At 74.8% G+C, this 21,842-nt stretch carries 21 protein-coding genes and 1 tRNA gene; 14 read left to right on the top strand and 8 right to left on the bottom strand.

From position 1 onward, the window contains the following. Positions 1-37: 37 nt before the first annotated feature. The 5 genes from ACWDCZ_RS09435 (at position 38) to ACWDCZ_RS09415 (ending at position 5,474) form a co-directional block, all read left to right on the top strand. Positions 38-1,249, top strand: a complete 1,212-nt coding sequence (locus tag ACWDCZ_RS09435; RefSeq protein WP_049660729.1) for a DNA polymerase III subunit delta' — start codon at positions 38-40, stop codon at positions 1,247-1,249. A 235-nt stretch (positions 1,250-1,484) separates the two neighbouring features. Beyond that, the gene (locus ACWDCZ_RS09430) at positions 1,485-2,732 is read left to right on the top strand and encodes a hypothetical protein (protein ID WP_449815624.1); all 1,248 of its coding nucleotides are present in this window, start codon (positions 1,485-1,487) and stop codon (positions 2,730-2,732) included. A gap of 133 nt (positions 2,733-2,865) precedes the next feature. After that, positions 2,866-4,560: an alpha/beta hydrolase gene (locus tag ACWDCZ_RS09425; protein ID WP_449815623.1), complete on the top strand. Its 1,695-nt coding sequence runs from the start codon at positions 2,866-2,868 to the stop codon at positions 4,558-4,560. Between the two features lie 108 nt (positions 4,561-4,668). Next, positions 4,669-5,319: a leucine efflux protein LeuE gene (leuE, locus tag ACWDCZ_RS09420; protein WP_449815622.1), complete on the top strand. Its 651-nt coding sequence runs from the start codon at positions 4,669-4,671 to the stop codon at positions 5,317-5,319. Positions 5,320-5,400: 81 nt separating this feature from the next. Beyond that, positions 5,401-5,474: transfer RNA gene (locus ACWDCZ_RS09415), tRNA-Thr, on the top strand. A gap of 63 nt (positions 5,475-5,537) precedes the next feature. On the opposite strand, the gene ACWDCZ_RS09410 is transcribed toward ACWDCZ_RS09415, so the two are convergent. Both ACWDCZ_RS09410 and ACWDCZ_RS09405 read right to left on the bottom strand, forming a co-directional pair. Next, positions 5,538-6,182 (bottom strand): LuxR C-terminal-related transcriptional regulator, encoded by a 645-nt coding sequence (locus ACWDCZ_RS09410; protein WP_074001770.1) that lies wholly within the window; start codon positions 6,180-6,182, stop codon positions 5,538-5,540. Continuing rightward, entirely contained in the window at positions 6,134-7,486 is a 1,353-nt protein-coding gene (locus tag ACWDCZ_RS09405; RefSeq protein WP_449815621.1) for a sensor histidine kinase, read from the bottom strand. The genes ACWDCZ_RS09410 and ACWDCZ_RS09405 overlap by 49 nt, the downstream gene beginning before the upstream one ends. A 240-nt stretch (positions 7,487-7,726) precedes the next feature. On the opposite strand from ACWDCZ_RS09405, the gene ACWDCZ_RS09400 reads away from it, so the two are divergent. The 3 genes from ACWDCZ_RS09400 (at position 7,727) to ACWDCZ_RS09390 (ending at position 10,763) form a co-directional block, all read left to right on the top strand. After that, the gene (locus ACWDCZ_RS09400) at positions 7,727-8,110 is read left to right on the top strand and encodes a hypothetical protein (RefSeq protein ID WP_049654416.1); all 384 of its coding nucleotides are present in this window, start codon (positions 7,727-7,729) and stop codon (positions 8,108-8,110) included. Positions 8,111-8,142: 32 nt separating this feature from the next. Beyond that, entirely contained in the window at positions 8,143-9,045 is a 903-nt protein-coding gene (locus tag ACWDCZ_RS09395) for an ABC transporter ATP-binding protein (protein WP_449815620.1), read from the top strand. A 71-nt stretch (positions 9,046-9,116) separates the two neighbouring features. After that, positions 9,117-10,763, top strand: coding sequence for a hypothetical protein (locus tag ACWDCZ_RS09390; RefSeq protein WP_449815619.1), 1,647 nt, complete (start codon positions 9,117-9,119; stop codon positions 10,761-10,763). Positions 10,764-10,886: 123 nt separating this feature from the next. Here ACWDCZ_RS09390 and ACWDCZ_RS09385 read toward each other — a convergent pair whose 3' ends face one another. The 3 genes from ACWDCZ_RS09385 to ACWDCZ_RS09375 form a co-directional block, all read right to left on the bottom strand. Continuing rightward, positions 10,887-11,471, bottom strand: a complete 585-nt coding sequence (locus tag ACWDCZ_RS09385; RefSeq protein WP_449815618.1) for a TrmH family RNA methyltransferase — start codon at positions 11,469-11,471, stop codon at positions 10,887-10,889. Further along, entirely contained in the window at positions 11,468-12,112 is a 645-nt protein-coding gene (locus ACWDCZ_RS09380; protein WP_049654410.1) for a class I SAM-dependent methyltransferase, read from the bottom strand. The genes ACWDCZ_RS09385 and ACWDCZ_RS09380 overlap by 4 nt, the downstream gene beginning before the upstream one ends. Before the next feature lie 219 nt (positions 12,113-12,331). Further along, complete coding sequence (locus ACWDCZ_RS09375; protein ID WP_082345899.1) at positions 12,332-12,844, bottom strand: carboxymuconolactone decarboxylase family protein; 513 nt, start codon at positions 12,842-12,844, stop codon at positions 12,332-12,334. Positions 12,845-13,073: 229 nt separating this feature from the next. On the opposite strand from ACWDCZ_RS09375, the gene ACWDCZ_RS09370 reads away from it, so the two are divergent. Continuing rightward, positions 13,074-13,274 (top strand): hypothetical protein, encoded by a 201-nt coding sequence (locus tag ACWDCZ_RS09370; RefSeq protein WP_380775683.1) that lies wholly within the window; start codon positions 13,074-13,076, stop codon positions 13,272-13,274. A gap of 45 nt (positions 13,275-13,319) precedes the next feature. On the opposite strand, the gene ACWDCZ_RS09365 is transcribed toward ACWDCZ_RS09370, so the two are convergent. Further along, positions 13,320-16,088: a lysylphosphatidylglycerol synthase domain-containing protein gene (locus ACWDCZ_RS09365; RefSeq protein WP_449815617.1), complete on the bottom strand. Its 2,769-nt coding sequence runs from the start codon at positions 16,086-16,088 to the stop codon at positions 13,320-13,322. Between the two features lie 68 nt (positions 16,089-16,156). After that, positions 16,157-16,918, bottom strand: a complete 762-nt coding sequence (locus ACWDCZ_RS09360; RefSeq protein ID WP_049660175.1) for an SDR family oxidoreductase — start codon at positions 16,916-16,918, stop codon at positions 16,157-16,159. A gap of 195 nt (positions 16,919-17,113) precedes the next feature. On the opposite strand from ACWDCZ_RS09360, the gene ACWDCZ_RS09355 reads away from it, so the two are divergent. The 5 genes from ACWDCZ_RS09355 to ACWDCZ_RS09335 all read left to right on the top strand — a co-directional run bounded on the left by ACWDCZ_RS09355 (position 17,114) and on the right by ACWDCZ_RS09335 (position 21,472). Then, positions 17,114-18,040, top strand: a complete 927-nt coding sequence (locus ACWDCZ_RS09355) for a helix-turn-helix transcriptional regulator (RefSeq protein WP_117488485.1) — start codon at positions 17,114-17,116, stop codon at positions 18,038-18,040. 38 nt (positions 18,041-18,078) lie between these two features. Further along, the gene (locus tag ACWDCZ_RS09350; RefSeq protein ID WP_049660172.1) at positions 18,079-18,345 is read left to right on the top strand and encodes a UBP-type zinc finger domain-containing protein; all 267 of its coding nucleotides are present in this window, start codon (positions 18,079-18,081) and stop codon (positions 18,343-18,345) included. A gap of 189 nt (positions 18,346-18,534) precedes the next feature. After that, positions 18,535-18,807 (top strand): hypothetical protein, encoded by a 273-nt coding sequence (locus ACWDCZ_RS09345; RefSeq protein WP_049660170.1) that lies wholly within the window; start codon positions 18,535-18,537, stop codon positions 18,805-18,807. A gap of 275 nt (positions 18,808-19,082) precedes the next feature. Continuing rightward, a complete protein-coding gene (locus ACWDCZ_RS09340; RefSeq protein ID WP_449815616.1) occupies positions 19,083-20,372 on the top strand; it encodes a serine hydrolase domain-containing protein in 1,290 nt (429 codons plus the stop codon). Between the two features lie 122 nt (positions 20,373-20,494). After that, positions 20,495-21,472 carry a sigma-70 family RNA polymerase sigma factor gene (locus ACWDCZ_RS09335; RefSeq protein WP_449815615.1) on the top strand — a complete coding sequence of 326 codons (978 nt, stop codon included), beginning with the start codon at positions 20,495-20,497 and terminating at the stop codon, positions 21,470-21,472. On the opposite strand, the gene ACWDCZ_RS09330 is transcribed toward ACWDCZ_RS09335, so the two are convergent. Further along, positions 21,380-21,766, bottom strand: coding sequence for a hypothetical protein (locus ACWDCZ_RS09330; RefSeq protein ID WP_449815614.1), 387 nt, complete (start codon positions 21,764-21,766; stop codon positions 21,380-21,382). The genes ACWDCZ_RS09335 and ACWDCZ_RS09330 overlap by 93 nt on opposite strands. Positions 21,767-21,842 lie beyond the last annotated feature (76 nt).

Below are 21,842 nucleotides of genomic sequence, written 5' to 3'. Positions count from 1 at the left end.
CGCCACTGGCGCTGCCGTACGGAGCTTGGGAGCAGCAGTGGCCGTCTGGGACGACCTGGTGGGCCAGGAGCGGGTGGTCGAGCAGCTGACCGCCGCAGCCCGGGCGGCCGGGGCGACGATCGAGGCCGGTCGCGGGGCCGCCCCGGTCGAGGGCGTGAACGCCTCCCTGATGACGCACGCCTGGCTGTTCACCGGCCCGCCCGGCGCCGGGCAGGTCACCGCCGCGCGCGCCTTCGCCGCCGCCCTCCAGTGCACCAGTCCGGATCTCGCGCTCGGCGGCACGCCCGGCTGCGGGTTCTGCGACGGCTGCCACACCGTGCTGGCCGGCAGCCACGCCGACGTCAAGTACGTCCGGACCGACGGCCTCTCCATCGGCGTCGGCGACATGCGCGACCTGGTCATGCGCGCCTCCAGCTACCCGACCGGCGGCCGCTGGTCGGTGATCCTGGTGGACGCCGCCCACCGCCTCACCGAGGCCGCCGCGAACGCGCTGCTCAAGGGCGTGGAGGAGCCCTCCCCGCGCACCGTCTGGCTGCTCTGCGCCCCCTCCGTCCAGGACGTGCTGCCGACCATCCGTTCGCGCTGCCGCCTGCTGGTGCTGCGCACCCCCGCGGCCGAGGCGGTCGCCGACACCCTGGTCCGCCGCGACGGCGTCGACCCGGAGACGGCCCGGCTCGCCGCGCTCGCCGGTCAGGGCGACATCGAGCGCTCGCGCCGCCTCGCCGTCGACGAGCAGGCCCGGACGCGCCGGACGGAGGTGCTGCGCATCCCGCTGGAGGTCGGCGACATCGGCGGCTGCCTGACCGCCGCCCAGCGCCTGGTCGACACCGCCAAGGCCGATGCCGAGGCGCTCGCCGAGACCCAGGACGCCAAGGAGACCGACGACCTCAAGGCCGCCTACGGCGCCTCCGAGGGCAGCAAGGCGCCGCGCGGCATGGCCGGCGCGGTCAAGGAGCTGGAGAAGCGGCAGAAGAGCCGGGCCACCCGCACCCGCCGGGAGACCCTGGGCGTCGCCCTGCTCGACCTGCTCGGCTTCTACCGGGACGTGCTCGCCATCCAGCTCGGCTCCACCGGCGCGCTCGCCAACGAGGACCAGCGGCAGGCGCTGAACCGGGTGGCCCAGGCCGGGCCCGCGGAGGGCACGCTGCGCCGGATCGAGGCGGTGCTGGCCTGCCGCCAGGCGCTGGACCGCAACGTGGACCCGCTGCTCGCGGTCGAGGCGATGACGGTGGCGCTGCGCGCGGGCTGAGGGCCGGGCGGGGCCGTTCTTCCTGGATTGCTCCGGCGGGCGGTACCCGTACGCCTCCCGGGGCGATACGCCGTCCCACCTTCGAGTGAACGAGCGACACTCGCCGGGCACACCGTCGTGTGACGGTCCGCCCGTTGTGCACGCTGGGGGCCGACTGCGCCCGCTGCCGGGGCGGTCGCCTCCCGTACGCGCCGGTTCCGGTTCGGCGCGGCCCCCTCCAGAGGTGGTGCGTCCCGTGGTTCGTTCGCTCCTCGTCATTCCCCTGCTGGCCGCCGCCCTCGGCGGGATCTGGCTGGCCCGGGGTGCCCAACAGCGCTGGCGCGACCTGCGCGCCGCCGAGACCTACGAGCTGGCCGGCGACCGCCTGCCGATGCTGGTGCGGGCGGCCGGGGCGATGGTCTGCGGGGTGTGCGTCACCGCCCTGACGGTGCTCACCACGCTCGGCGCCTTCGGCGGCCTCGGCCGGGACGTCCAGGCGCCGGACCGGGCGGAGCCGGTGGTGGACGCGGGGAGCGCGGGCGCGGGATCGGGGGCGGGGTCGGGCGGCGGGAGCGGTGCGGGGACGGCGGCCCGGCCGCAGCAGGCGGCGCCGCCGGTGGCCGCCGAGTCGGCCGCTGCTGCCGGTGCCGGCGCCGGTGCCGGCGCCGCCCCGGTCGCCCCTGCCGCCGTCGGAGCGGCCGGAGCTGTCGGAGCCGCCGGACCCGCTGCGGCTCCCGCCGTGGCCAGCCGCTTCGACAGCGTCGGCCACCCCGGCGGCGGCGAGCTGCTCCAGTCCGCCGTGCTCGGCCCCGACGGCCACCCCCGCAACGTCAGGGTCTGGCTCCCGCCGCAGTACGCCAAGGAGCCGAACACCCACTTCCCGGTCGTCGTGATGCACGCGGCCGCGCCGCAGAAGACCGCCGACGCCGAGGTCCCGGACGTCTTCGAGGGCATCGGTTCGGCCCTCCAAGCCGGCAGGACCCGCCCGTTCATCCTGGTCGCCCCCGAGGCGCCGAACGGCACCGCGCACCCCTGCGAGCTGGTCGCCGCCGCCCCGGCCGCCGTCGCCGACGACGCGACGCTGCGCGGCACCATCGCGGCCTCCTTCCGCACCCTGCCGCCCGGCCCGGCCTCCTGGGGCGCCCTCGGCGTCGACGGCGGCGCGCCCTGCGCGGCCGCCGCCGGACTGTCCCGGCCCGACCTGTACGGCGCGGCCGCGGCGGTTTCTGGCCGCTACGACGCCATCGCGCTCACCCAGACCGGCGCCGAGGCCCCGGCCGGCAGCTCCGCCAAGCTGCTGCTGGCCGCCGCCAAGGCCGACTCCGCCGGGTTGGACGCGGCCCGCAAGCTCCAGTCCGCGCTGAAGGCCGGCCCCGGAGCGGCGGCCAAGGCCGACGTGCGGATCTCGGACAACGTGCAGGACTTCACCCCCGACCGGGAGCGGCTGCGGCTGGTCCGGCAGGCGGCGCAGTTCCTGGCCGAGGCGCTGGCCAAGCCGTCCTGAGTGCCCGTCCGGCGGCGCTACGCTGCCCGGTACCCCGGGGGAGGGGTGCCGGGCAGCGGCGTTTCCTCCGGGGTGCTCCACTGGTTGTTCCACGGGTTGTTCCACGTGCTGGTCGATTGCGGAGTGGTGGCGGATGAGGGCCTTCGGGCGGGCGTGGGCACGGACGCGGACGCGGACGCGGGAGCAGGCACGGACGCGGGCACTGGCTGCGGCGCTGGTCGTCGCCGGGCTGCTGGCGGGCGGGTGCGGCGCCGATCCGTCCGAGGCGCCGGGAGCGTCCCCGTCGGACCCGGCCGGCTCCGGCAGGCCCTCCGCCCCGGCGGCCGCGGCGGCGTCCGGGGCTGCCGGGGCCGCCGGGGCGACCCCGCTGGAGCCGCTGCCCGCCGCCGTCCCGGCCGCGCTCGCGCCGTACTACGCGCAACACCTGGCCTGGCAGCCCTGCGACAGCGGGTTCGAGTGCACCACGTTCCGGGTGCCGCTGGACTACGACCACCCGGGGGACGGCGACCTCACCCTGGCGGCCGCCCGCGCGGCGGCGGAAGCCGCCTCCCCCTCCGCCTCCCCGCCCGCTTCCCCGGGCGCGCGGCTCGGCTCCCTGCTGCTCAACCCGGGCGGGCCCGGCGGCTCGGCGATCGAGTACCTGGAGGCCGCCGCTCGGACGTACGACCACGGGGTGCGCGCCCGGTACGACCTGGTCGGCCTCGACCCGCGCGGGGTGGGCCGCAGCAGCCCCGTCAGCTGCCTGAGCGGCGACCGGATGGACGCCTACACCGCCGTCGACCTGACCCCCGGCGACCAACACGGGATCGACGCGCTGATCGCGGCCGACAAGGAGTTCGCCGAGGGCTGCCGGAAGCAGGCCGGGGCGGCGCTCGGCCACCTCGGCACCGTCGAGGGCGCCCGCGACATGGACGTGCTGCGCGCCCTGCTCGGCGACGAGAAGCTGAACTACGTCGGCAAGTCCTACGGCACCTTCCTCGGCGCCACCTACGCCGGGTTGTTCCCGAGCCGGGCCGGACGGCTGGTGCTGGACGGCGCGATGGACCCGGCGCTCGACTCCGCCACCGGCAACCGCACCCAGGCGGGCGGCTTCGAGACCGCCTGGGCCGCCTTCGCCCGGGACTGCGCCACGCGCGAGGACTGCCCGCTCGGCCGCACCGAGCAGCAGGTCGGCGAGCAGCTCACCGCCCTGCTGGAGGGCGTCCGCGCCGCCGCGCTGTCCACCGCCGAGGGCGGCCGCCGGCTCACCGGGTCCCAGGCGACCACCGGCGTCATCCAGGCCATGTACGCCGACTTCCTCTGGCCCAAGCTGCGCGCCGCGCTCGCCGACGCGAAGGCGGGCGACGGCACCGGTCTGCTGAAGCTCTCCGACGACTACTACGGGCGCGAGGCGGACGGCTCGTACCCCAACCTGATGTTCGCCAACACCGCGGTGAACTGCCTCGACCTGCCCGCCCCGTTCCGCGGGCCGGAGGACGTCCAGCGGGCCGTGCCGGAGTTCGAGCGGGTCTCGCCGCACTTCGGGCGCGACATGGCCTGGATGGCCCTGACCTGCGCGTACTGGCCGGTCCGGGCCACCGGTACGGCGCACACCATCCGCGCGGCCGGCGCCGCCCCGATCGTCGTCATCGGCACCACCCGCGACCCGGCCACCCCGTACGCCTGGGCCCGGTCGCTGGCCGACCAGCTGGAGTCCGGCCACCTGCTCACCTTCGACGGCGACGGCCACACCGCGTACGGCCGGCACAGCACCTGCGTGGACGGAGCGGTGAACCGCTTCCTGCTGACCGGGGAGGCCCCGGAACAGGGCAAGCGCTGCGACCGGTAGGGCGCGCCCGGAGCCGGGAGACCGACAGGTGGTTCTCACTTCAACCGATTACCGGTACGACGTTACGATGAGCGCCCCCTGCCATCCTCCCCTGCACCGGAGCTCATCGTGCTCGGAGTCAACGACCTGGCGACGTACGTCCTCGGCGCCCTCGTCATCATCCTGCTGCCCGGCCCCAACTCCCTGTACGTGCTGTCCGTCGCGGCCCGCAAGGGCATCCGCACCGGCTACCGAGCCGCGGCCGGCGTCTTCATCGGCGACCTCACCCTGATCAGCCTCACCTCGCTGGGCGCGGCCTCCCTGCTCAAGGCCAACCCGGCCGTCTTCGCCGTGGTCAAGTTCGGCGGCGCCGCCTACCTGCTCTGGATCGGCTACGGCATGCTCCGCGCCGCCCGCCAACTCTGGCGCGACCGCCGCGCCGTGGCCGACCCCACCGCCGAACCCGCCCCCGAATCCACCGAGAACCCCTTCCGCCGGGCCCTGGTGATCAGCCTCCTCAACCCGAAGGCCATCCTCTTCCTGCTCTCCTTCTTCACCCAGTTCGTCGACCCCGCCTACGGACAGCCCGCCCTCTCCTTCGCCCTCCTCGGCGGCATCCTCCAGACCTTCAGCTTCCTCTACCTCTCCCTCCTCATCTTCGCGGGCACCACCCTCGCCACCGCCTTCAGCCGCCGCAAGCGCCTCTCCGCCACCCTCACCAGCGGCGTCGCCGTCCTCTTCGCCGGCTTCGCCGCCAAACTCGCCGTCTCCTCCGCCTGACCACCGCCCCCGGATACCGAGTACGGATCACCCGCGAACCTGTGTAGACTGGCCCGCGTTGCCGCCACACACGGCAGCGGTGCCGCCTTAGCTCAGTTGGCCAGAGCAACGCACTCGTAATGCGTAGGTCGCGGGTTCGAATCCCGCAGGCGGCTCAGTGAAGGCCCAGGTCAGGAATTTCTGACCTGGGCCTTTTTGCGTGCGCCGGGGGGCGGGGGTTACTGGTCGAGGTAGGTGAGGACGGCCAGGATGCGGCGGTTGGCGGTGTCGGTGGGGTGGAGGCCGAGCTTGGTGAAGATGTTGGTGATGTGCTTGGCGACGGCCTTCTCGGTGATGAAGAGGGATTGGGCGATGCCGGTGTTGGAGCGGCCCTGGGCGAGGGATTCGAGGACTTCGCGTTCGCGGGGGGTGAGGGTGGCGAGGGCGGTGTCGCGGTCCTTGCGGACCAGGAGTTGGGTGACGACCTGGGGGTCCATGGCGGTGCCGCCGGCGGCGACGCGGTGGATGGCGTCGAGGAACTGGGTGCCGTTGGTGACGCGGTCCTTGAGCAGGTAGCCGACGGCGTGGCCGCCGGTGGCGAGGAGTTCGCGGGCGTAGAGGGGTTCGACGTACTGGGAGAGGAGCAGGACGGGGAGGTCGGGGGTGGTGCGGCGGGCGGTGAGGGCGGCGCGCAGGCCCTCGTCGGTGAAGGTCGGCGGCAGCCGGACGTCGACGATCGAGACGTCCGGCCGCTGCTCGGTGAGGGCCCGGAGGAGGTCGGGGCCGTTGTCCACGGCGGCCACCACCTCGTGGCCGTGGGCCTGGAGGAGGCGGATCAGGCCGTCCCGGAGGAGGAAGTGGTCTTCGGCGAGGACAATGCGCACGGAAGCTCCAGGGGCACCGTGGTCGGACCGTCGGGGGGACTGCTGACGGCGACGACCCCGTCGAAGGTGGCGAGCCGCCGTTCGACGCCGCGCAGGCCGGTGCCGCGGCGGGCGTCCGCGCCGCCCCGCCCGTTGTCGGAGACGGTGATGCGCAGTACGCCGCGATCGTAGCGGAGTTCGATTCCGGCGCGGCCGGCGTCGGAGTGCTTGACGACGTTGGTGAGGAGCTCCGAGACGGCGAAGTAGGCGGCGGACTCGACGGGCATCTCGGGGCGTCCGGGGAGGTCCGCCGAGACCTCGGTGGGGACCGGGCAGACCATGGCCAACGCCCGTACCGCGTCGGTGAGTCCGCGGTCGGCGAGGACCGGCGGGTGGATGCCGCGGACCAGGTCGCGGAGCTCCTCCAGGGCCTTCGCGGAGGACTGGCGGGCCTCGACCAGCAGGGCGCGGACGGCCTGCGGGTCGGTCTCCAGGAGGTGTTCGGCGGCGTCCAGGGTCATGCCCATCGCGACCAGCCGGGCCTGGGCGCCGTCGTGCAGGTCGCGTTCGATCCGGCGGATCTCGGCCATCCGGGTGTCGACGGCGGTGCTGCGGGTGGCGGTCAGGTGGGCGATCCGGCCGGCCAGCAGCTCCTGCTCGCCCGGGGCGAGCATCGAGCGGATGTGGCGGGCGTGCCGGCGGACCGTGCGGGGCGCGAGCCAGAGCGCGAGCGGGAATTGGAGCAGTCCGAGGACGCCGGCGAGGACGGCGGTGGCGGTGCCCTCGATCGGGATGAACTGGTACCAGAGGCCGTCCCACTCGGTGGACAGCTGGACGCCGAAGAAGGCCAGGAAGACGCCCCAGAGGCCGTTGAGCAGGACGGCGACCGGCAGGAAGGCGAGCAGGCTGCCGACGAACGGCTCGGCGAAGACCCAGCAGAACTCCCGACGGGTCTGCGGGTCGCGGGTGATCCAGCGGTAGCGGGCGAGGATGCCGGAGGCCCACTCGGGCACCGGCGGCAGCGGGCCGGGCGGTCCGGGGAACCGGACGTCGGACCACTCGGCGGCCAGGGCGCGCTGACGGTCGGCCAGGTCGCGCACCCCGGCCATGGCGCGGGGGACCAGGCCGAGGCCCGGCCCGACGAGGGAGATCGCGCACGTGACGCCGAGGGAGTGGACGAGGGCGAGGGCGGAGAGCCGACTGAGGGTCAGGGACCGCCGGAGGGCGGTGAGTCCGGTGGACACCGAGAAGCCCGTGGCCCTGTTCGGTGTGGTGCCCTCCTCGCTCGGCGCCGGGCCCTCCCCGTTGTGCATCGTGCTGTTCACGGACGCGATCCCCTCCCGGTGGTGCCGTTGTGCGGCCCGGTCGCGCCGGCCCGTGAGGCCATTCTGACGACTGCGGGGAGGCCTTGTCGGTGGGAGAAACTCCCCCTTTGGTCATACGGGATATCTGCCGAACGGCAGATGGCAGAAGCCCGCGGACCGGCCAGGCTTACGAGCGTGCTCATGTGCCCCAGGAAACGCGCCCGGAGCGGCGCATCCGACCCCGACCGCAAGGAGGACGACGTGGACCGACGTACGAGAACCGGATACGGGCCGGTCGTTCTCGTGGTGGCCGCGCTGCTGTCGCTCGCCGGCTGCGCCGACGCGATGGACGCCGCGCCCGAGGACAGGACCTTCGAGTTCGCCGCCCAGAGGCTGAACGTCGTGTCGCACGGCGCCCCCGCCGACCTCGTCGCGGTCGACCGGAAGGACGTCAAGGTCACCCGCTGGTTCGAGACCAGCGGCAAGGTCGGCAGCGCCAAGGCCTCCTGGGAGCTGAAGGACGGGGTCCTCGACCTCCGGGCGGGGTGCTCGGGGATCGCCAACTGCGACACGAAGTACCGGGTCGAGGTGCCCAAGGGCGTGGCGGTCCTGCGGGACGGGCGCGAGACGGAGCTCAAGGGGTGAAGGCGATGACTCCTGGCGGAGAAACGGGGAACATGCTCGAACTGGTTGATGTCACCAAGGTCTACAAGGGCGGCAAGCGGGCCGTCGACGGCGTCACGATGAGCCTCGGGCCGGGAATGGTCGGGCTGTTGGGGCCGAACGGCGCCGGGAAGTCGTCGCTGATGCGCATCGTGGCGACGGTCACCCGGCCCACGGGCGGGCAGGTCCGGTACCAGGGTGTCGACGTGGTGGCCGAGCCGGACCGGTTGCGCCGGGAACTCGGCTACCTGCCACAGGACTTCGGGGTCTACCCGAACCTGACCTCGCGGGAGTTCCTGTCCTACCTGGCGGCCGCCAAGGGGATCGGAGCCCGTTCCGCCCGGGCCCGGATCGACGAGCTGATCCAGCTGGTCAACCTGACCGAGGCGGTCAGGCGCCCGCTCGGCACCTACTCGGGCGGCATGCTCCGCCGGGTCGGCATCGCGCAGGCCCTGCTGGCCGACCCCAGGGTGATCGTGGTCGACGAGCCGACCGCCGGCCTGGACCCGGAGGAGCGGGTGCGCTTCCGCAACCTGCTCAGCGAACTCGCGGCGGAGCGGGTCGTGATGCTCTCGACCCACATCGTCTCCGACGTCGAGTCGGTGGCCTCCGACATCGCCGTGGTCGCGCACGGCCGGCTGCTGCGCCGGGGCGCGCCCGACGAGCTGCTCCGGGAGATCGACGGGCAGGTCTGGGAGGCGGTGGTCGCACCGGCGGACCTCCTGGAGGTCCAGGCCCGCCACGTGGTCAGCCGGATGGTGCGGACGGGGAACGGCGTGCGGGTGCGGCTGCTCGCCGCCGAACCGCCGCGGCCCGACGCGGTCCGGGTCGTGCCGGATCTGGAGGACGCCTACCTGGGCGTCATCCACCGGCCCGGCGGCTCGGCCCGGGCCGAGCAGCGGGCGGTGCGGCGATGAGGGCGACGGTGACGGTGACGGGTCCGGCGGTCGGGTCGGCTTCGGGGTCGGGGTCGGGGGTCGGGTCGGCGTTGGCCAGGCTGGCGGTCGGCGACTTCCGGGACCGGGTGCGCCGACCGGTGTACGCGGTGACGCTGCTCGCCGCGGTCGGGCTCGGCTACCTGGCCGTACCGGACGCCGGCGGCCACTGGACGGTCATGGACGTGGGCGGCCACCGGGGCATCTACAACAGCGCCTACGTCGGCGCGGTCACGGCCCTGGCCGGTGCGCTCTGGCTCACCTTCGGCGGCTTCTACGTGGTGCGCAGCGGCATCGCGCGGGACGAGGCGAGCGGGGTCGGCCAGGTCCTCGCCGCCACCCCGCTGCGCAACTCCCGCTACCTCCTGGCCAAGTTCCTGAGCAACCTGCTGGTGCTCGCCTCCATGGTCGGCGTGCTGGCCGTCACCGCGCTGCTGATGCAGCTCGCCCGCGGTGAGGACCGCGCGGTCGACCCGATAGCCCTGGTGGTGCCGTTCCTGCTGCTCGCGCTGCCCCTGATGGCGCTCACCGCGGCGGCGGCGCTGCTGTTCGAGACGGTGCCGCTGCTGCGGGGCGGCTTCGGGAACGTCGTCTGGTTCGTGCTGGCCATGGTGCTCGCGCTCGGCGGGCAGTCGGCCTCCGCACCGCTGGACGGCCTCGGCGTGCACCAGGTCGCGCGGTCGATGGGCGCGGCGCTGGAGGCCCGGCACGAGTCGGTCGGCGACGGCGGGTTCAGCCTCGGGCTGACCAAGGTCGACAAGCCGCTGGGCACCTTCCTCTGGGACGGCTTCGACCCGTCCGCCGGGTTCGTCCTCGGGCGGCTGGCCCTGGTGCTGCTGGCGATCGGCCTGGCGCTGCTGCCGGCCCTGTGGTTCGGCAGGTTCGATCCGGCGCGTGCCTCCGGCGGTGCGTCCGGGGGTGCGGCTGCCGCCGGGGCCGTGGCCGGGGCCGTCGCGGAGGTGGTGGCCGGGGAGCCGTCCGGGGCCGAGGGGACGGAGACGGCGGGGGCGCGCTGGGCGACCGTACCGGGCGCTCGGCCACGGACCGAACCGCAGCGGACCGCCCTGCCGCAGGCCGAAGCGCGGCGGGCCGGGGCGTTCGGGCGGCTGCTGGCGGGGGAGGCCCGGATCCTGGTGCAGGGCGTCTCCCGCTGGTGGTGGCTGGTCGCCGCCGGGCTGACGGTGGCCGGGTTCGTGCTGCCGATGGACGCCGTCACCGGCCTGCTCCTGCCCCTGGCGTGGCTGTGGCCGGTCCTGATCTGGTCCCGGCTCGGCAGTCAGCAGGTCGAGAACGGTCTGGAGGTGCTGCTCGGCGCCTACCCGTCGGCCCGGCGCAGGCTGCTCGCCGAATGGGCGTCCGGGCTGGTGCTCACCGCGGTGACGGGCGCCGCCCCGCTGATACGCATGCTGGCGGCGGGCGACGGTGCGGGGACGGCCAGTTGGCTCGGAGGCGCGCTGTTCGTCCCCTCGCTGGCCATGGCGCTCGGGGTGGTGAGCCGGAGCCACCGGCTCTTCCAGGTGGTCTACCTGCCGCTCTGGTGGGTCCTCGTCAACAACGTCGCCGCCGTCGACTTCATGGGGGCCGTGCGCGTGAACGGCAGCCCGGGCGGTCCGGGGCCGCTGCTGGTCGGGGCGCTGTCCGCGGCCATGCTCGCGGTGGTGTTCCTGGTCGGTGCAGCCCGACGGAACGTCAAGGGCTGACCGGAGACGGGCGCCCGGGCCGTCGGCGGACGGTCCGGGCTGCCCTCGGGCTTCGGGGCACACCCAGGGGGTGTCGCCCGCCTGCCCGTCGTCTCCTGCGCGCCGTCTCCTGCGCGCCGTCTACTACTCGTCGTCGCCGAGGTCGCCCGCGAGGTCACCCGAGAGGTCGCCGTCCGGGGTGCCGCTGATCGCGTAGCCCTGCCGGCGCGCCTCGTAGCAGGCCACCGTCGCGGCCGCCGAGACGTTCAGCGAGCCGACCCGGCCCAGCTGCGGCACGAACACGACCTGGTCGCAGAGCGCCAGCGCCTCGGGGGTGATCCCGCGGTCCTCGTGCCCGAGCATGAAGGCCACCGCCGGGGTCAGCTCGGCGGCGAACATCGGCACCGCCTCGTCCGCCAGCTCCAGGCCGACGACCTTGAAGCCGTCCGCCTTGGCCGCCGCGACCGCCTCGGCGATGGTCGGGAAGTGCTCCACCTTCAGGTACTTGTCGGTGCCCATCGCGGCCTTCTGCGCGCCGGAGGAGCGCACCGACGGGGTGTCCCCGACCAGGTACAGCTTCTCGGCGCCCATCGCCGCGCTGGTGCGGACCACCGAGCCGACGTTGAACGGCGACTGGAGGTTCTCCAGGATCATCGCGAGCCGGAACTCGTTGCTGCGCCGCCACGAGCGGTGCAGACGCTTCAGTTCGGTCCCGCGCAGCTGCTTCACGTCGTCGTACCTCGTCCACTCTCGGAGCCCTCGCCCACCTCGGGGCGGGGCCGCGCTTCCAGAATCCGGCACCCGTTGACCGACGTGACCCGACTGGTCGGGTAGCCCTGCTCGTTCAGCCACTTCTGGAGCGAGTCCGAGCCCAGGTGCTTCTGCACCACCAGGAACGCCGAGCCGTCCGGGGTCAGCCGGTCGAGCCAGTGCGTGAGCAGGCGGCGCAGCGCGGCCTTGCCGATCCGGATCGGAGGGTTGGAGTAGATGGTGGCGAAGCGGACGTCCTCGGGGACGTCGTCGGGCAGGGAGGCCTGGACGTTGCCGAGCCCCAGCGCCTCGGCGTTCAGCCGGACCAGCTCCAGGGCGCGCTCGTTGACGTCCACCGCCCAGACCGGGAGGCGCTTGCGGCGGCTCGCCCAGGTCAGCGCGATCGGACCGTAGCCGCAGCCGATGTCCAGGATCGGGCCGCGCACCCGCGGCTGCGGGGCGTGCTCCAGCAGGATCCGGGTGCACGGGTCGAGCCGGGTGCGGGAGAACACCCCGGTGTCGGTGGTCAGTTCCAGGGTGAGGTCCGGCAGGGAGACCGTGATCGGCCGGCGGTCGCTGGCGACCTCGGGTGCACCGGTGAAGTAGTGCGAGCCGGACATGATTTCCCCGTCGTTCGTATGGGCCTCGGGGCCACCGGGTGGGTGTGGGTTAGCCCTTTGTACGGCACCGATCGTACCCCCGGTGGCCCGGACGGCGTTCCGGCCGCCGCCCGGGACGGGTGCTCCCGCCGGTGCACTCGCCGTCGCCCGGGACGCGGCTCGGGAACGGCGGTGCGGACGGTGGTGCGGACGGCCGTGCGGCGCGGACGGTGGGCGCGGTCAGGCGGTGCCGGGGGTCTTGCGGGTGGCCACGTTGATGCGGTTCCAGGCGTTGATGGTGAAGCAGACCGAGATCAGCTGCGCCAGCTCGGCCTCCGCGAAGTGTGCGGCGGCCCGGGCGTACACCGCGTCCGAGACGCCGCCGTCGATCCGGGCGACCTCCTCGGCCAGGGCCAGGGCGGCCCGCTCGCGCTCGGTGTACACCCCGGCGGGGGCGTCCGGCCAGACCGGCAGCAGGTAGATCCGCTCGTCGGTCTCGCCGGCCTTGCGGGCGTCCTTGGCGTGCATGTCCAGGCAGTACGCGCAGCCGTTCAGCTGGGAGGTGCGCATCTGGACGAGCTCGACCAGGGCCGGGTCGAGGCCCTCGCGGGCGGCGGCGTCCAGGGCGATCATCGCGCGGAACACCTTGGGGGCGGTGCGGGCGTAGTCGAGGCGGGCGGTGCCCGCGAGGGCCTCGGTGGTCCGGGCGGTCCGGGTGGCTTCGGTGGCCCGGGTGCTCTCGTTCGTCGTCATGGCTACGACCCTAGGAGCGGAATGCACCCGTCCCCTGGGTCATTCACGATGCTGTTTCGTGGGTCAATCGGGCCGGTCGGCCGGGGGTCCGCCGGAGTCCCGGCAACGCCGGAGCGTCGTCGGCGCGTCGCGTCCCGGCGCCGGGCGGCGGATACTGCGAGTACGCCAGCCGGGCCCGTGAAGGCCTCCGAACGCCCGTGAAGGCCTCCGAACAGTGAGGACGGATGCCATGCCGCAGGAACAGCACGAGGAATACCTGATCGACGAGACCGCCGAGACCGTCGAGCCCGACGAGCCGGCACCCGAGGGCGACACGTACGACGAGGTGGCCGAACGCCGGGCCGTCGGCGCGGACCCGGCGACCAACGTCGCGGACGTCGTGGAACAGACCCAGCCGGTCCGGCACGACGAGGAGGAGTACCGGGAGTAGCGGGGCCCCCGGGAGCGGAGCGGGAGCAGAGGGGCCCCGGAGCGGCTACAGGGCCCGGCGCCGTTGCAGCCAGGCCAGGGCCGCCCAGCCCGGCAGCACCGGCAGGATCAGCGTCAGCAGGCGGAACAGCGCCACCGCGGCCAGCTCGCCGCCCGGCTCCATCGACGTGGTCTGCTGGAGCAGCGTGAGCAGCATCCCGTCCACCGCACCGGCCCCGCCCGGGGTCGGCGCCGCGCTGCCCACCGCGTTGCCCACCAGGAACACCACCGCGACCGCGGCGAAGGACGGCTCCCGGCCGATCGCCCGGACACAGCAGTACAGGCAGGTGATCAGGCAGATCGACACCAGCAGCTGCCCGGTCACCCCCACCGCCAGCTTGGACGGGCTGCGCAGCAGGTCCAGCAGGCGCGGCACCACCTCGGCCGTCAGCGGCCGCAGCCGCGTCGCCAGCCACCGCCGGGCCGCCGGGATCGCCGACACCACCGCGAGCAGCGCCGCCGCCCCCGCCAGCCCGCCGACCACCGCGGGCAGCGCGTCCAGCTCGGAGCTGCCCGGGACGAAGTCCAGGAGGTAGACGAAGGCGCCGAGCTGCAACAGGTGCAGCACCAGCCCGATCAGGTTCCCGACGCCGACGCTGGACAGCGCCTGCGCGGTCGGGATCCCGGCCCGCTGCAACAGGCGGGTGTTCAGCGCGATCCCGCCGACGCCGCCGGGCGACACCAGCTTCACGAACGACCCGGCCACCTGCGCCAGTACCGCGTTGCGGAAGTCCAGCCGCTCCGGGACGAAGCCCACGAAGCCCATCGCCGCCGCGACGTGGCTGGCCGCCGCCGCGGCCAGCGCCAGCAGCAGCCACCAGGGATCGGCGTCCGCCAGCGCGGAGACCGGGTTGTCCTCCGCCGCGAACAGCTGCGGGATCAGCAGCCAGCCGGCCACCACCCCGCCGACGACGACCAGCAGGGTCCGCGGCCGCAGCCGCTCCAGCCGCACCGGTCGGCCCACCACCCGCGGGCGGGTGCGCAGGACCTCGGCGCGGATCTCGTCGAGCAGGCCGCTGGGGGCGGGGGTGTGGTGCTCGGGGGCCGGCTCGGTGGTGGTGGCCTCCGGGGGCGCCGGGGAAGCGGTGGTGGCGACGGGCCCGTTGCCGCCGGTGGGGGAGCCTGCCTCGGCCGCAACGTCGACACCGGCCGGACCGCCCGACGGCTCGGCGGCCCGGGCGCCGGTGTGCTTCGCGTGCTGCTTGAGGGCGCGGCGGGTGGTGTGGGTGAGGGCGATGGGCTGGAGCAGGGGGAGCGCGGCGCCGACGGGGTCGGGGCCGAGGACGGCGGTGGCCGTACGGACGGAGCGGGCGGCGCCGGCGCGCAGGGCGAGGGTGGTGAGGAGCTGGGCGAGGTCGCAGTGGAGGACGAGTTCGGTGGCGGCGATGTCGCCGTCGGCGAAGTCGACCAGGTGCACCGCGCCCGAGTCGTCGATCAGCAGGGAGGAGGGGACGAGGGCGCGGTGGGCGATCTCGCGGCGCTGGAGCAGGGCGAGCTGCCGCCAGGCGTCGGTGAGCAGCTCGTCGGTGATCTCCTCGTCGGGGAGCTCGTCCAGGGTGCGCCCGGCCAGCCGCTCGTACGCGATGAGGGCGGTGTCCTGGCCGATGCCGGCGGTGGCGGCGATGCGGCGGGTGCGGACGCCGGCCGCGAGGGCCGCGTACGCGACCAGGGCCTCGTGCTCCAGCCCGGTGCGGGGGGAGCGCAGGACGCGCGGGTCGGGGGCGGTGCGCAGCCGCAGCCGGCGCCAGGCACGCTGGACGGCGGCGGCGGTGACGGCCTGCCGGTCGAGGAGCTGGACGTCGAGGTCGGGGCGGTCGTCGGCCTGGCGGACCAGGTAGCGGTCGGGGCCAGCCGGCTGGGCCTCGACCGGGCGCAGGCCGCTGTCGCGCAGGGCGCGCAGGACCTCGCCGGGCCGGGGGCAGGGGTCGGGGGTGCCGACCGCGTACAGGGTGCCGTGGGCGCCGGTCCAGCCGATCAGCAGCCCGAGCAGGAGCGCGGTGGGGGTGGCGTACCCGCCGGTCAGTCCGGCGAGGCCGGAGAGGGCGAGGACGGTCCAGGGCAGGCGGCGTTCCCGGCTGCCGGAGGCGGTCATGAAGGCGAGGACCGGCGCGAGGTAGCCGTAGACGGGCTCGGTGTGCCCGAGTCCGCCGTCGGGCAGCGCGTGGGTGAGCGCGGTGAGCAGCGAGAGCGGGGCGAGGTCGTCGGCCCACAGGTCCAGGCCGAGGGTGGCGCCGTACGCGAGGACGGCGGCGAGCAGTCCGTCGGAGACCTGCTGGACGGCGCGCCGCCGGTCGGGGCCCAGCAGCCGGCGGACGGCGAGGCCCACCGGGAGCAGCAGGACGGCGGCGGTGGTGAGCCCGCCGGCCAGGCTCGCCAGCGGGCGCGGCACCAGCGCGGCCGCCTCGGCGACGTCGGCGGCGATGCCGCCCGTCGTGGCGCGGGCGTAGTCGGCGAGCAGCAGGGTGAGGGCGATGGCGAACAGGCCGCCGATCAGCCGGATCAGGGCGACGGGCTGCCGGACCCGGTCGGTGGCGGGCAGTGGGCGGGCCCGGAACCGGCCGGGTCCGGGGCCGGCCTGCTCGGGTATCCGGGCGGTGGCCGTTCCGGTGCCGCCGTCGGCCGGTACCCCGGTCCGTTCGTCGCCGCCGTCGGCCGGTGCGCCGGTCCGTTCGTCGTCGCGGGCGCTGTCACCGCTGCCGCGTTTCCGCCGCGCGGGCGCACCGCCCGGGTCGCCCCCGCCGGTGTCGCCGTCCGTTCTCCCCGTCACGATCGCCACGGATGGCATGCTCCCATGCCACCCGTGGGCGAGGAGTGGGGATTGCGCAGTGCCGGTACGACGGGGCCTTAGGCCTGGCGGGTCGGCAGGACGACCAGGTGGCGCAGGTTGACGTGCCGGGGGCGGCTGACGGTGTACGCGATGAGGTCGGCGACGTCCTCGGCCGCGAGTGCCGGGATGGCGTCGAACATGCCGCCGAGCTGTTCGCGCAGCACCGGGTTGTCGATGTGCCCGGCGAGTTCGGTGTCGGTCAGTCCGGGCTCGATCGCGCTGACCCGGACGTCGCGCGGGCCGAACTCGCTGCGCAGGGCGGCGGACAGTTGGGTGAGCGCGGCCTTGGTGGCCCCGTACACCGCGTAGTCGGGGAAGACCACGTGCGAGGCGATCGAGGAGACGTTGACCAGGTCGGCGGTGCGGCCCTCGGCGGCGGCCGCGGTGAGGTCGGAGCCGAAGGCGCGGACGATCCGCAGCGCGCCGGTGAGGTTGGTGTCCACCATGCGGGTCCACTCGTCGATCCGGCCGTCGGCGAGCGGGTTGGGCAGCATCACCCCGGCGTTGTTGACCACCAGGTCGACCGGGCCGTAGGCGTCGTGGACGGCCTTCGCGGCGGCGTCCACCGAGGCCTGGTCGGTGACGTCGGCGGTGACGGCGAGGGCCTGCCCGCCCGCGGCGGCGATCTCCTCGGCGAGGGAGTCCAGCCGCTCGGTGCGGCGGGCGAGCAGGGCGACCCGGGCGCCGGAGGCGGCGAGCAGCCGGGCGGTGGCGGCGCCCATACCGCTGGCGGCCCCGGTGACGACGGCGGTGCGGGCGGCGAGGGACGGGTGGCTCATCGGGGGCTCCAGAGGGTTCGGCCGGGCTGACGCCGACCACTCTGCGCGGGCCGCGACCGGCTACCCAGGGGTGCGTTCCTCCCGGGCACCGCCGTCCTGGGACGGGCCTACCCGGGACGGGCCATCCCGGGACCGGCGAGCCTGGGAAAACCGGTGCCACCCTCGGGACACCCCTCCGGGACTACCCTGCCCGGCATGGAGAACACCCTGGGGGACTTCCTCCGCTCGCGCCGGGCCCGGATCCTGCCGGAGGAGGTGGGCCTGCCGTCGCACGGCCGCCGCCGGGTGCGGGGCCTGCGCCGGGAGGAGGTGGCGCAGCTCGCGGGCGTCAGCGTCGACTACTACGTCCGGCTGGAGCAGGGTCGGGGCGGCAGCGCCTCGGACGCCGTGCTGGACGCGGTGGCCCGGGTGCTGCGGCTGGACGGGGTGGAGGCCGCGCACCTGCGCTCGCTGGTCCGTCCGCCCAAGGCGCCGGCCGCCTCCGCCGCCCGGGTGCGGGGGCGGCAGCGGGTCCGGCCGGGGACGCGGCTGTTGCTGGACCTGATGACCGGGGTGCCGGCCTTCGTGCTGGGCCGCCGGATGGACGTGCTGGCCTGGAACGCGCTGGGCGACGCGGTGAACGGTTTCTCCACGCGTTCCGACGCCGGCCCGGACGGCCTGCCCAACCAGGCCCGGCACGCCTTCCTCGACCCGTCCGCCCGGGAGTACTACGGGCAGTGGGACGCGGTCGCCGCCGAGACCGTCGCCTTCCTGCGCCGGGACGCCGGACTGCACCCGGAGGACCCGGAGCTGGCCGCCCTGGTGGGCGAACTGTCGCTGCGCAGCGCGGAGTTCGTCCGGCTCTGGGCGGACCACCTGGTGCGGGAGAAGACCCACGGGGTCAAGCAGGTGAACCACCCGCTGGTCGGCGGACTCGACTTCGGCTACGAGACCCTGGGCGTCAACGGCTCGCCGGAGCAGCTGCTGGTCGTCTACACCGCCCCGGCGGACTCGCCCACCGCCCAGAAGCTGGCCCTGCTGGCGAGTTGGACGGCTCCGGGAGCGGTGGCCGGGGGCGCGGGAGCGGTGACCGAGGGTGCGGGAACGGACGGGGCGGCCGCCGAGGGGGCGGAAGCGCCCTGAGCGGGCGATCCGCGCCGGGGCGGCATAGCCTTTCAGTCATGAGCGCCTGCGAAGACCTCGCTCTGGCTCCTCAGGACATCGAGCCCCGGCCGCCCGCCGACGGTTGCGCCGACTGCCTGGCGCAGGGCCGGCGGGACTGGGTGCACCTGCGGATCTGCCTGGACTGCGGTCACATCGGCTGCTGCGACTTCTCGCCGCAGCGGCACGCGACCGCGCACTTCCACAACTCCTCCCACCCGGTGATCCGCTCGTACGAGCCGGGGGAGGACTGGCGCTGGTGCTTCGTCCACGAGGTCATGGGCTAAGGCGGCCGGCCCCGTACGGCGCCTCCACCTGCCCCCGCGCGTACGGCGCCCACCCCTGCCCCGTAGCGGCAGATCGGCTTCTCCGCGGTGGCACGGGCCCGCAACCCGGATAAAATCCGGACATAACGCCCGTGCGGCCCCTCCGGCCGGCATCCGTCCGGCCCGGAGGCCGACGAAGGGAGGCCGACGATGACCAAGCGAACGCCCGGCAGCACCGCCAAGCTCCGCCAGGGCACCCAGGACCTGCTGGAGCGCCGGGGCATGGCGAGCCCGCCCACCCGGCTCGCGCCGGAGCCCAGCGCCGGCTCGATGTCCTACGCCGCCGCCGGGTACGGCGTCGGCGAGGCCTTCCGGCACGGCGGCCGGGACGCGGCGGGCGCGACGGCGCACGCGGCCCCGGCGATGCACGCCGAGCTCAAGGGGCACCGGCACCGTGGCGCGGAGAAGCACTCCGCCCACTGAGTCGCGACGCGTGCGGGGGCGGGTGGCCGGATCGCGGCCGCCCGCCCCCGCCGCTTGATCCCCCGACGCCCGACCCCGACCCGCGATCCCTTGATCCCTGACGCGTGATCAGGGATGCGCTCGGGGAAGGTTCGGGGCCGTTCCCGGATGTCGCGGCCCGAGGCCGTCCCGAAGACTCTCTCCTGTCCGAGTGCCCGAGCCGCCGTCGGCCGGGCGGGCCGCCGACCAGGGCGGCCCGACTCCCGCCGGGCGAGCCGCCGTTGGAGAGACTCCCCATGAACAGCCCTGCCCGTACCAGTCGTTGGTCCGTCCTCGTGGCGACCGGCGCGCTGCTCGCCGCCGCCACCGTCGGCGTCGCCACGATCGGCGCCGCGACCCCGGCCCTGGCCGCGGCCGCCTCCCCGGCCGCCTCCCCGGCCGCCTCCCCGGCCACCTCTTCGAGTGCCGTCGACACCACCGCCTCCGCCACGGCCCGACCCGGCCCGCTGGACCGGGAGTCGCTCGCCGAGACCCTCCACTCGCTGCCCGCCGGCGTCACCGGCGCGCTGGTCCGGGTCGGCGGCCAGGACGCCCGGTGGCGCGGCACCTCGGGGGAGGACGTGCCGGCGAGCGCCCGGTTCCGGATCGGCAGCGTCACCAAGGTGTTCACCGCGACGGTGCTGCTCCAGCTCGCCGGCGAGGGCAGGGTCGACCTGGACGGCACCGTCCAGCAGTACCTGCCCGGACTGCTGCCGGCCGGCTACCCGCCGGTCACCGTACGGCAGTTGCTCAACCACACCAGCGGCCTGCCCGGGGGCGGCGGGATGACCTCCGGGGACGGCAGCACGGCGTGGTTCGCCGCGCACAAGGCGGTCTCCTACAGCCCGCAGCAGGTGGTGGCGGACATGCTCACCCAGCCGAGGAGCTTCGAGCCCGGCGCCGCCCAGCAGTACAACGGCAACAACTACTTCGTCGCCGCACTGGTGATCGAGAAGGTCACCGGCGACGACTACGCCGACCAGGTGCGGCGGCGCATCACCGGCCCGCTCGGCCTGCACGCCACCTACGTCCCGGCCGCCGACGACCTGACCATCCGCGGCCCGCACGCCACCGGCTACGTGGACGTCCGGAACGCCGACGGCAGCACCGCCCGGGTGGACGTCACCGAGCAGAGCCCGTACCCGTGGGCCGAGGGCGGCATGATCTCCTCCACCGCGGACCTGGAGCGGTTCTTCGAGGCGCTCTACCGCGGCCGGCTGCTGCCGCCCGCCCAGCAGGCCGAGGTGTTCGCCGTCCCGGAGCTGCCGAACGACCACAACAAGAACTGCGAGATCGGCCCGACCGCCGGGCACGCCTGCTACAGCACGGCCGGCCTGCTGCGCACCGTCCTGCCGAACGGCACCGAGGTCTGGGGCAAGAACGGCTCCCGGCCCGGCTACACCACCGGCGTCTTCGCCACCCGCGACTTCTCCCGCAGCGTGGTCATCGGGCTCAACCCGACCGGCATCACCGGCGAGGAGTTCCCCACCTTGTGGAAGCTGGTGACCACCGGTTTCGGCTCCGGCCAGGCGTACGGGCAGCACTGAGCCCCGCCGCTCCCGGGCGACCGGAGCGGCCGAACCCGGTCGCGAGCGCCGCTGTCAGTGGGGTGCGCTACGTTCGTCGCGTTCACCAGGGCACACGGCAGGACGACGGGGGCGGGCGCACGATGGCCGACGTGATCACGGAGGAGCCGGTCGAGCTCCAACTGGAGCGGTACCGCACCGAGCTGACCGGCTACTGCTACCGCATGCTCGGCTCGGTCTTCGAGGCCGAGGACGCGGTGCAGGAGACCATGGTCCGCGCCTGGCGCGGGCACCGGGGCTTCGAGGGGCGGGCCGCGCTGCGCTCCTGGCTGTACCGAATAGCCACCAACGTCTGCCTGGACGCGCTGAACGGCCGCAACGGCCGGGCCCGACCGATGGACCTGGCCGGCCCGGTCACGGTGGCCGCCGCGCACGGCACCCAGCTGCCCGAGGTGACGTGGATCGGCCCGGCGCCGGACGGCCGGGTGCTGCCCGAGACGGGGGATCCGGCCGAGGTGGCCGCCCAGCGGGAGTCGGTGAAGCTGGCCTTCGTCGCCGTGCTCCAGCGGCTCGCGCCCCGGCAGCGGGCGGTGCTGATCCTGCGCGAGGTGCTCGGCTGGAAGGCCGCCGAGGTGGCCGAACTGCTCGGCGTCACGGTGGCCTCGGTCAACAGCGCGCTCCAGCGCGCCCGGGCGGTGCTCGCCACCGACGCCCCGGCGGTCCGGCCGGCCCCAGTGTTGGACGAGGACCACCGCGCGCTGCTGGACCGCTACGTCCGCGCCTTCGAGGCGTACGACATGGACGGCCTCGCCGCGCTGCTGCACGAGGACGTCACGCTCAACATGCCGCCGTTCTCGATGTGGCTGCGCGGGCAGGAGGAGATCCGCGACTGGATGCTGGGCCCCGGGCACGGCTGCCGCGGTTCCCGGCTGGTCCCGGTGACGGCCAACGGTGCCCGGGCCTTCGGCCAGTACCGGCCGAGCCCGGCGGGCGGGTACGAACCGTGGTCGCTGATCACGCTGGAGGTGTCAGGGGGCCGGATCACCGGGGTCACCAACTTCCTGGACACCGAGGCGCTCTTCCCGCTCTTCGGCCTCCCGCCCCGGCTGGCGGCCGAGTAGCTCCGCCAGGGCCGCGTCGCCCAGCGGGTCGTCGGCCATCGGGTCGTCGTCCAGCGGGGTGCCGTTCAGCGGGTCGTCGGCCAGTGGACCGTCCGGCCCCGGGAACAGCGCCGCGAGTCCGCTGAACACGAGCAGCTCCCGCAGCGGGCCGCTCGCGTTCAGCAGCACCACGCCCACCCGGTGCCGGGCGGCGGCCAGCCGGAGCCGGGCGAGGGCGTCGACGAGGGCGAGGTCGGGGGCGGTCAGCGCGCCCAGGTCACAGGTCAGTACGGCGTCGTACGGTGTGGTCCTCATGCGGGTTGGACCGTCGCGGCGCCGCCGACTCATCGGTCCGGGGGCGAATCCGCCGCTCGGGTCCGGTGTCCGGTGG

This window comes from Kitasatospora sp. NPDC001225 (genome assembly GCF_053597855.1).
This window is presented reverse-complemented; position numbering and strand designations above follow the sequence as displayed.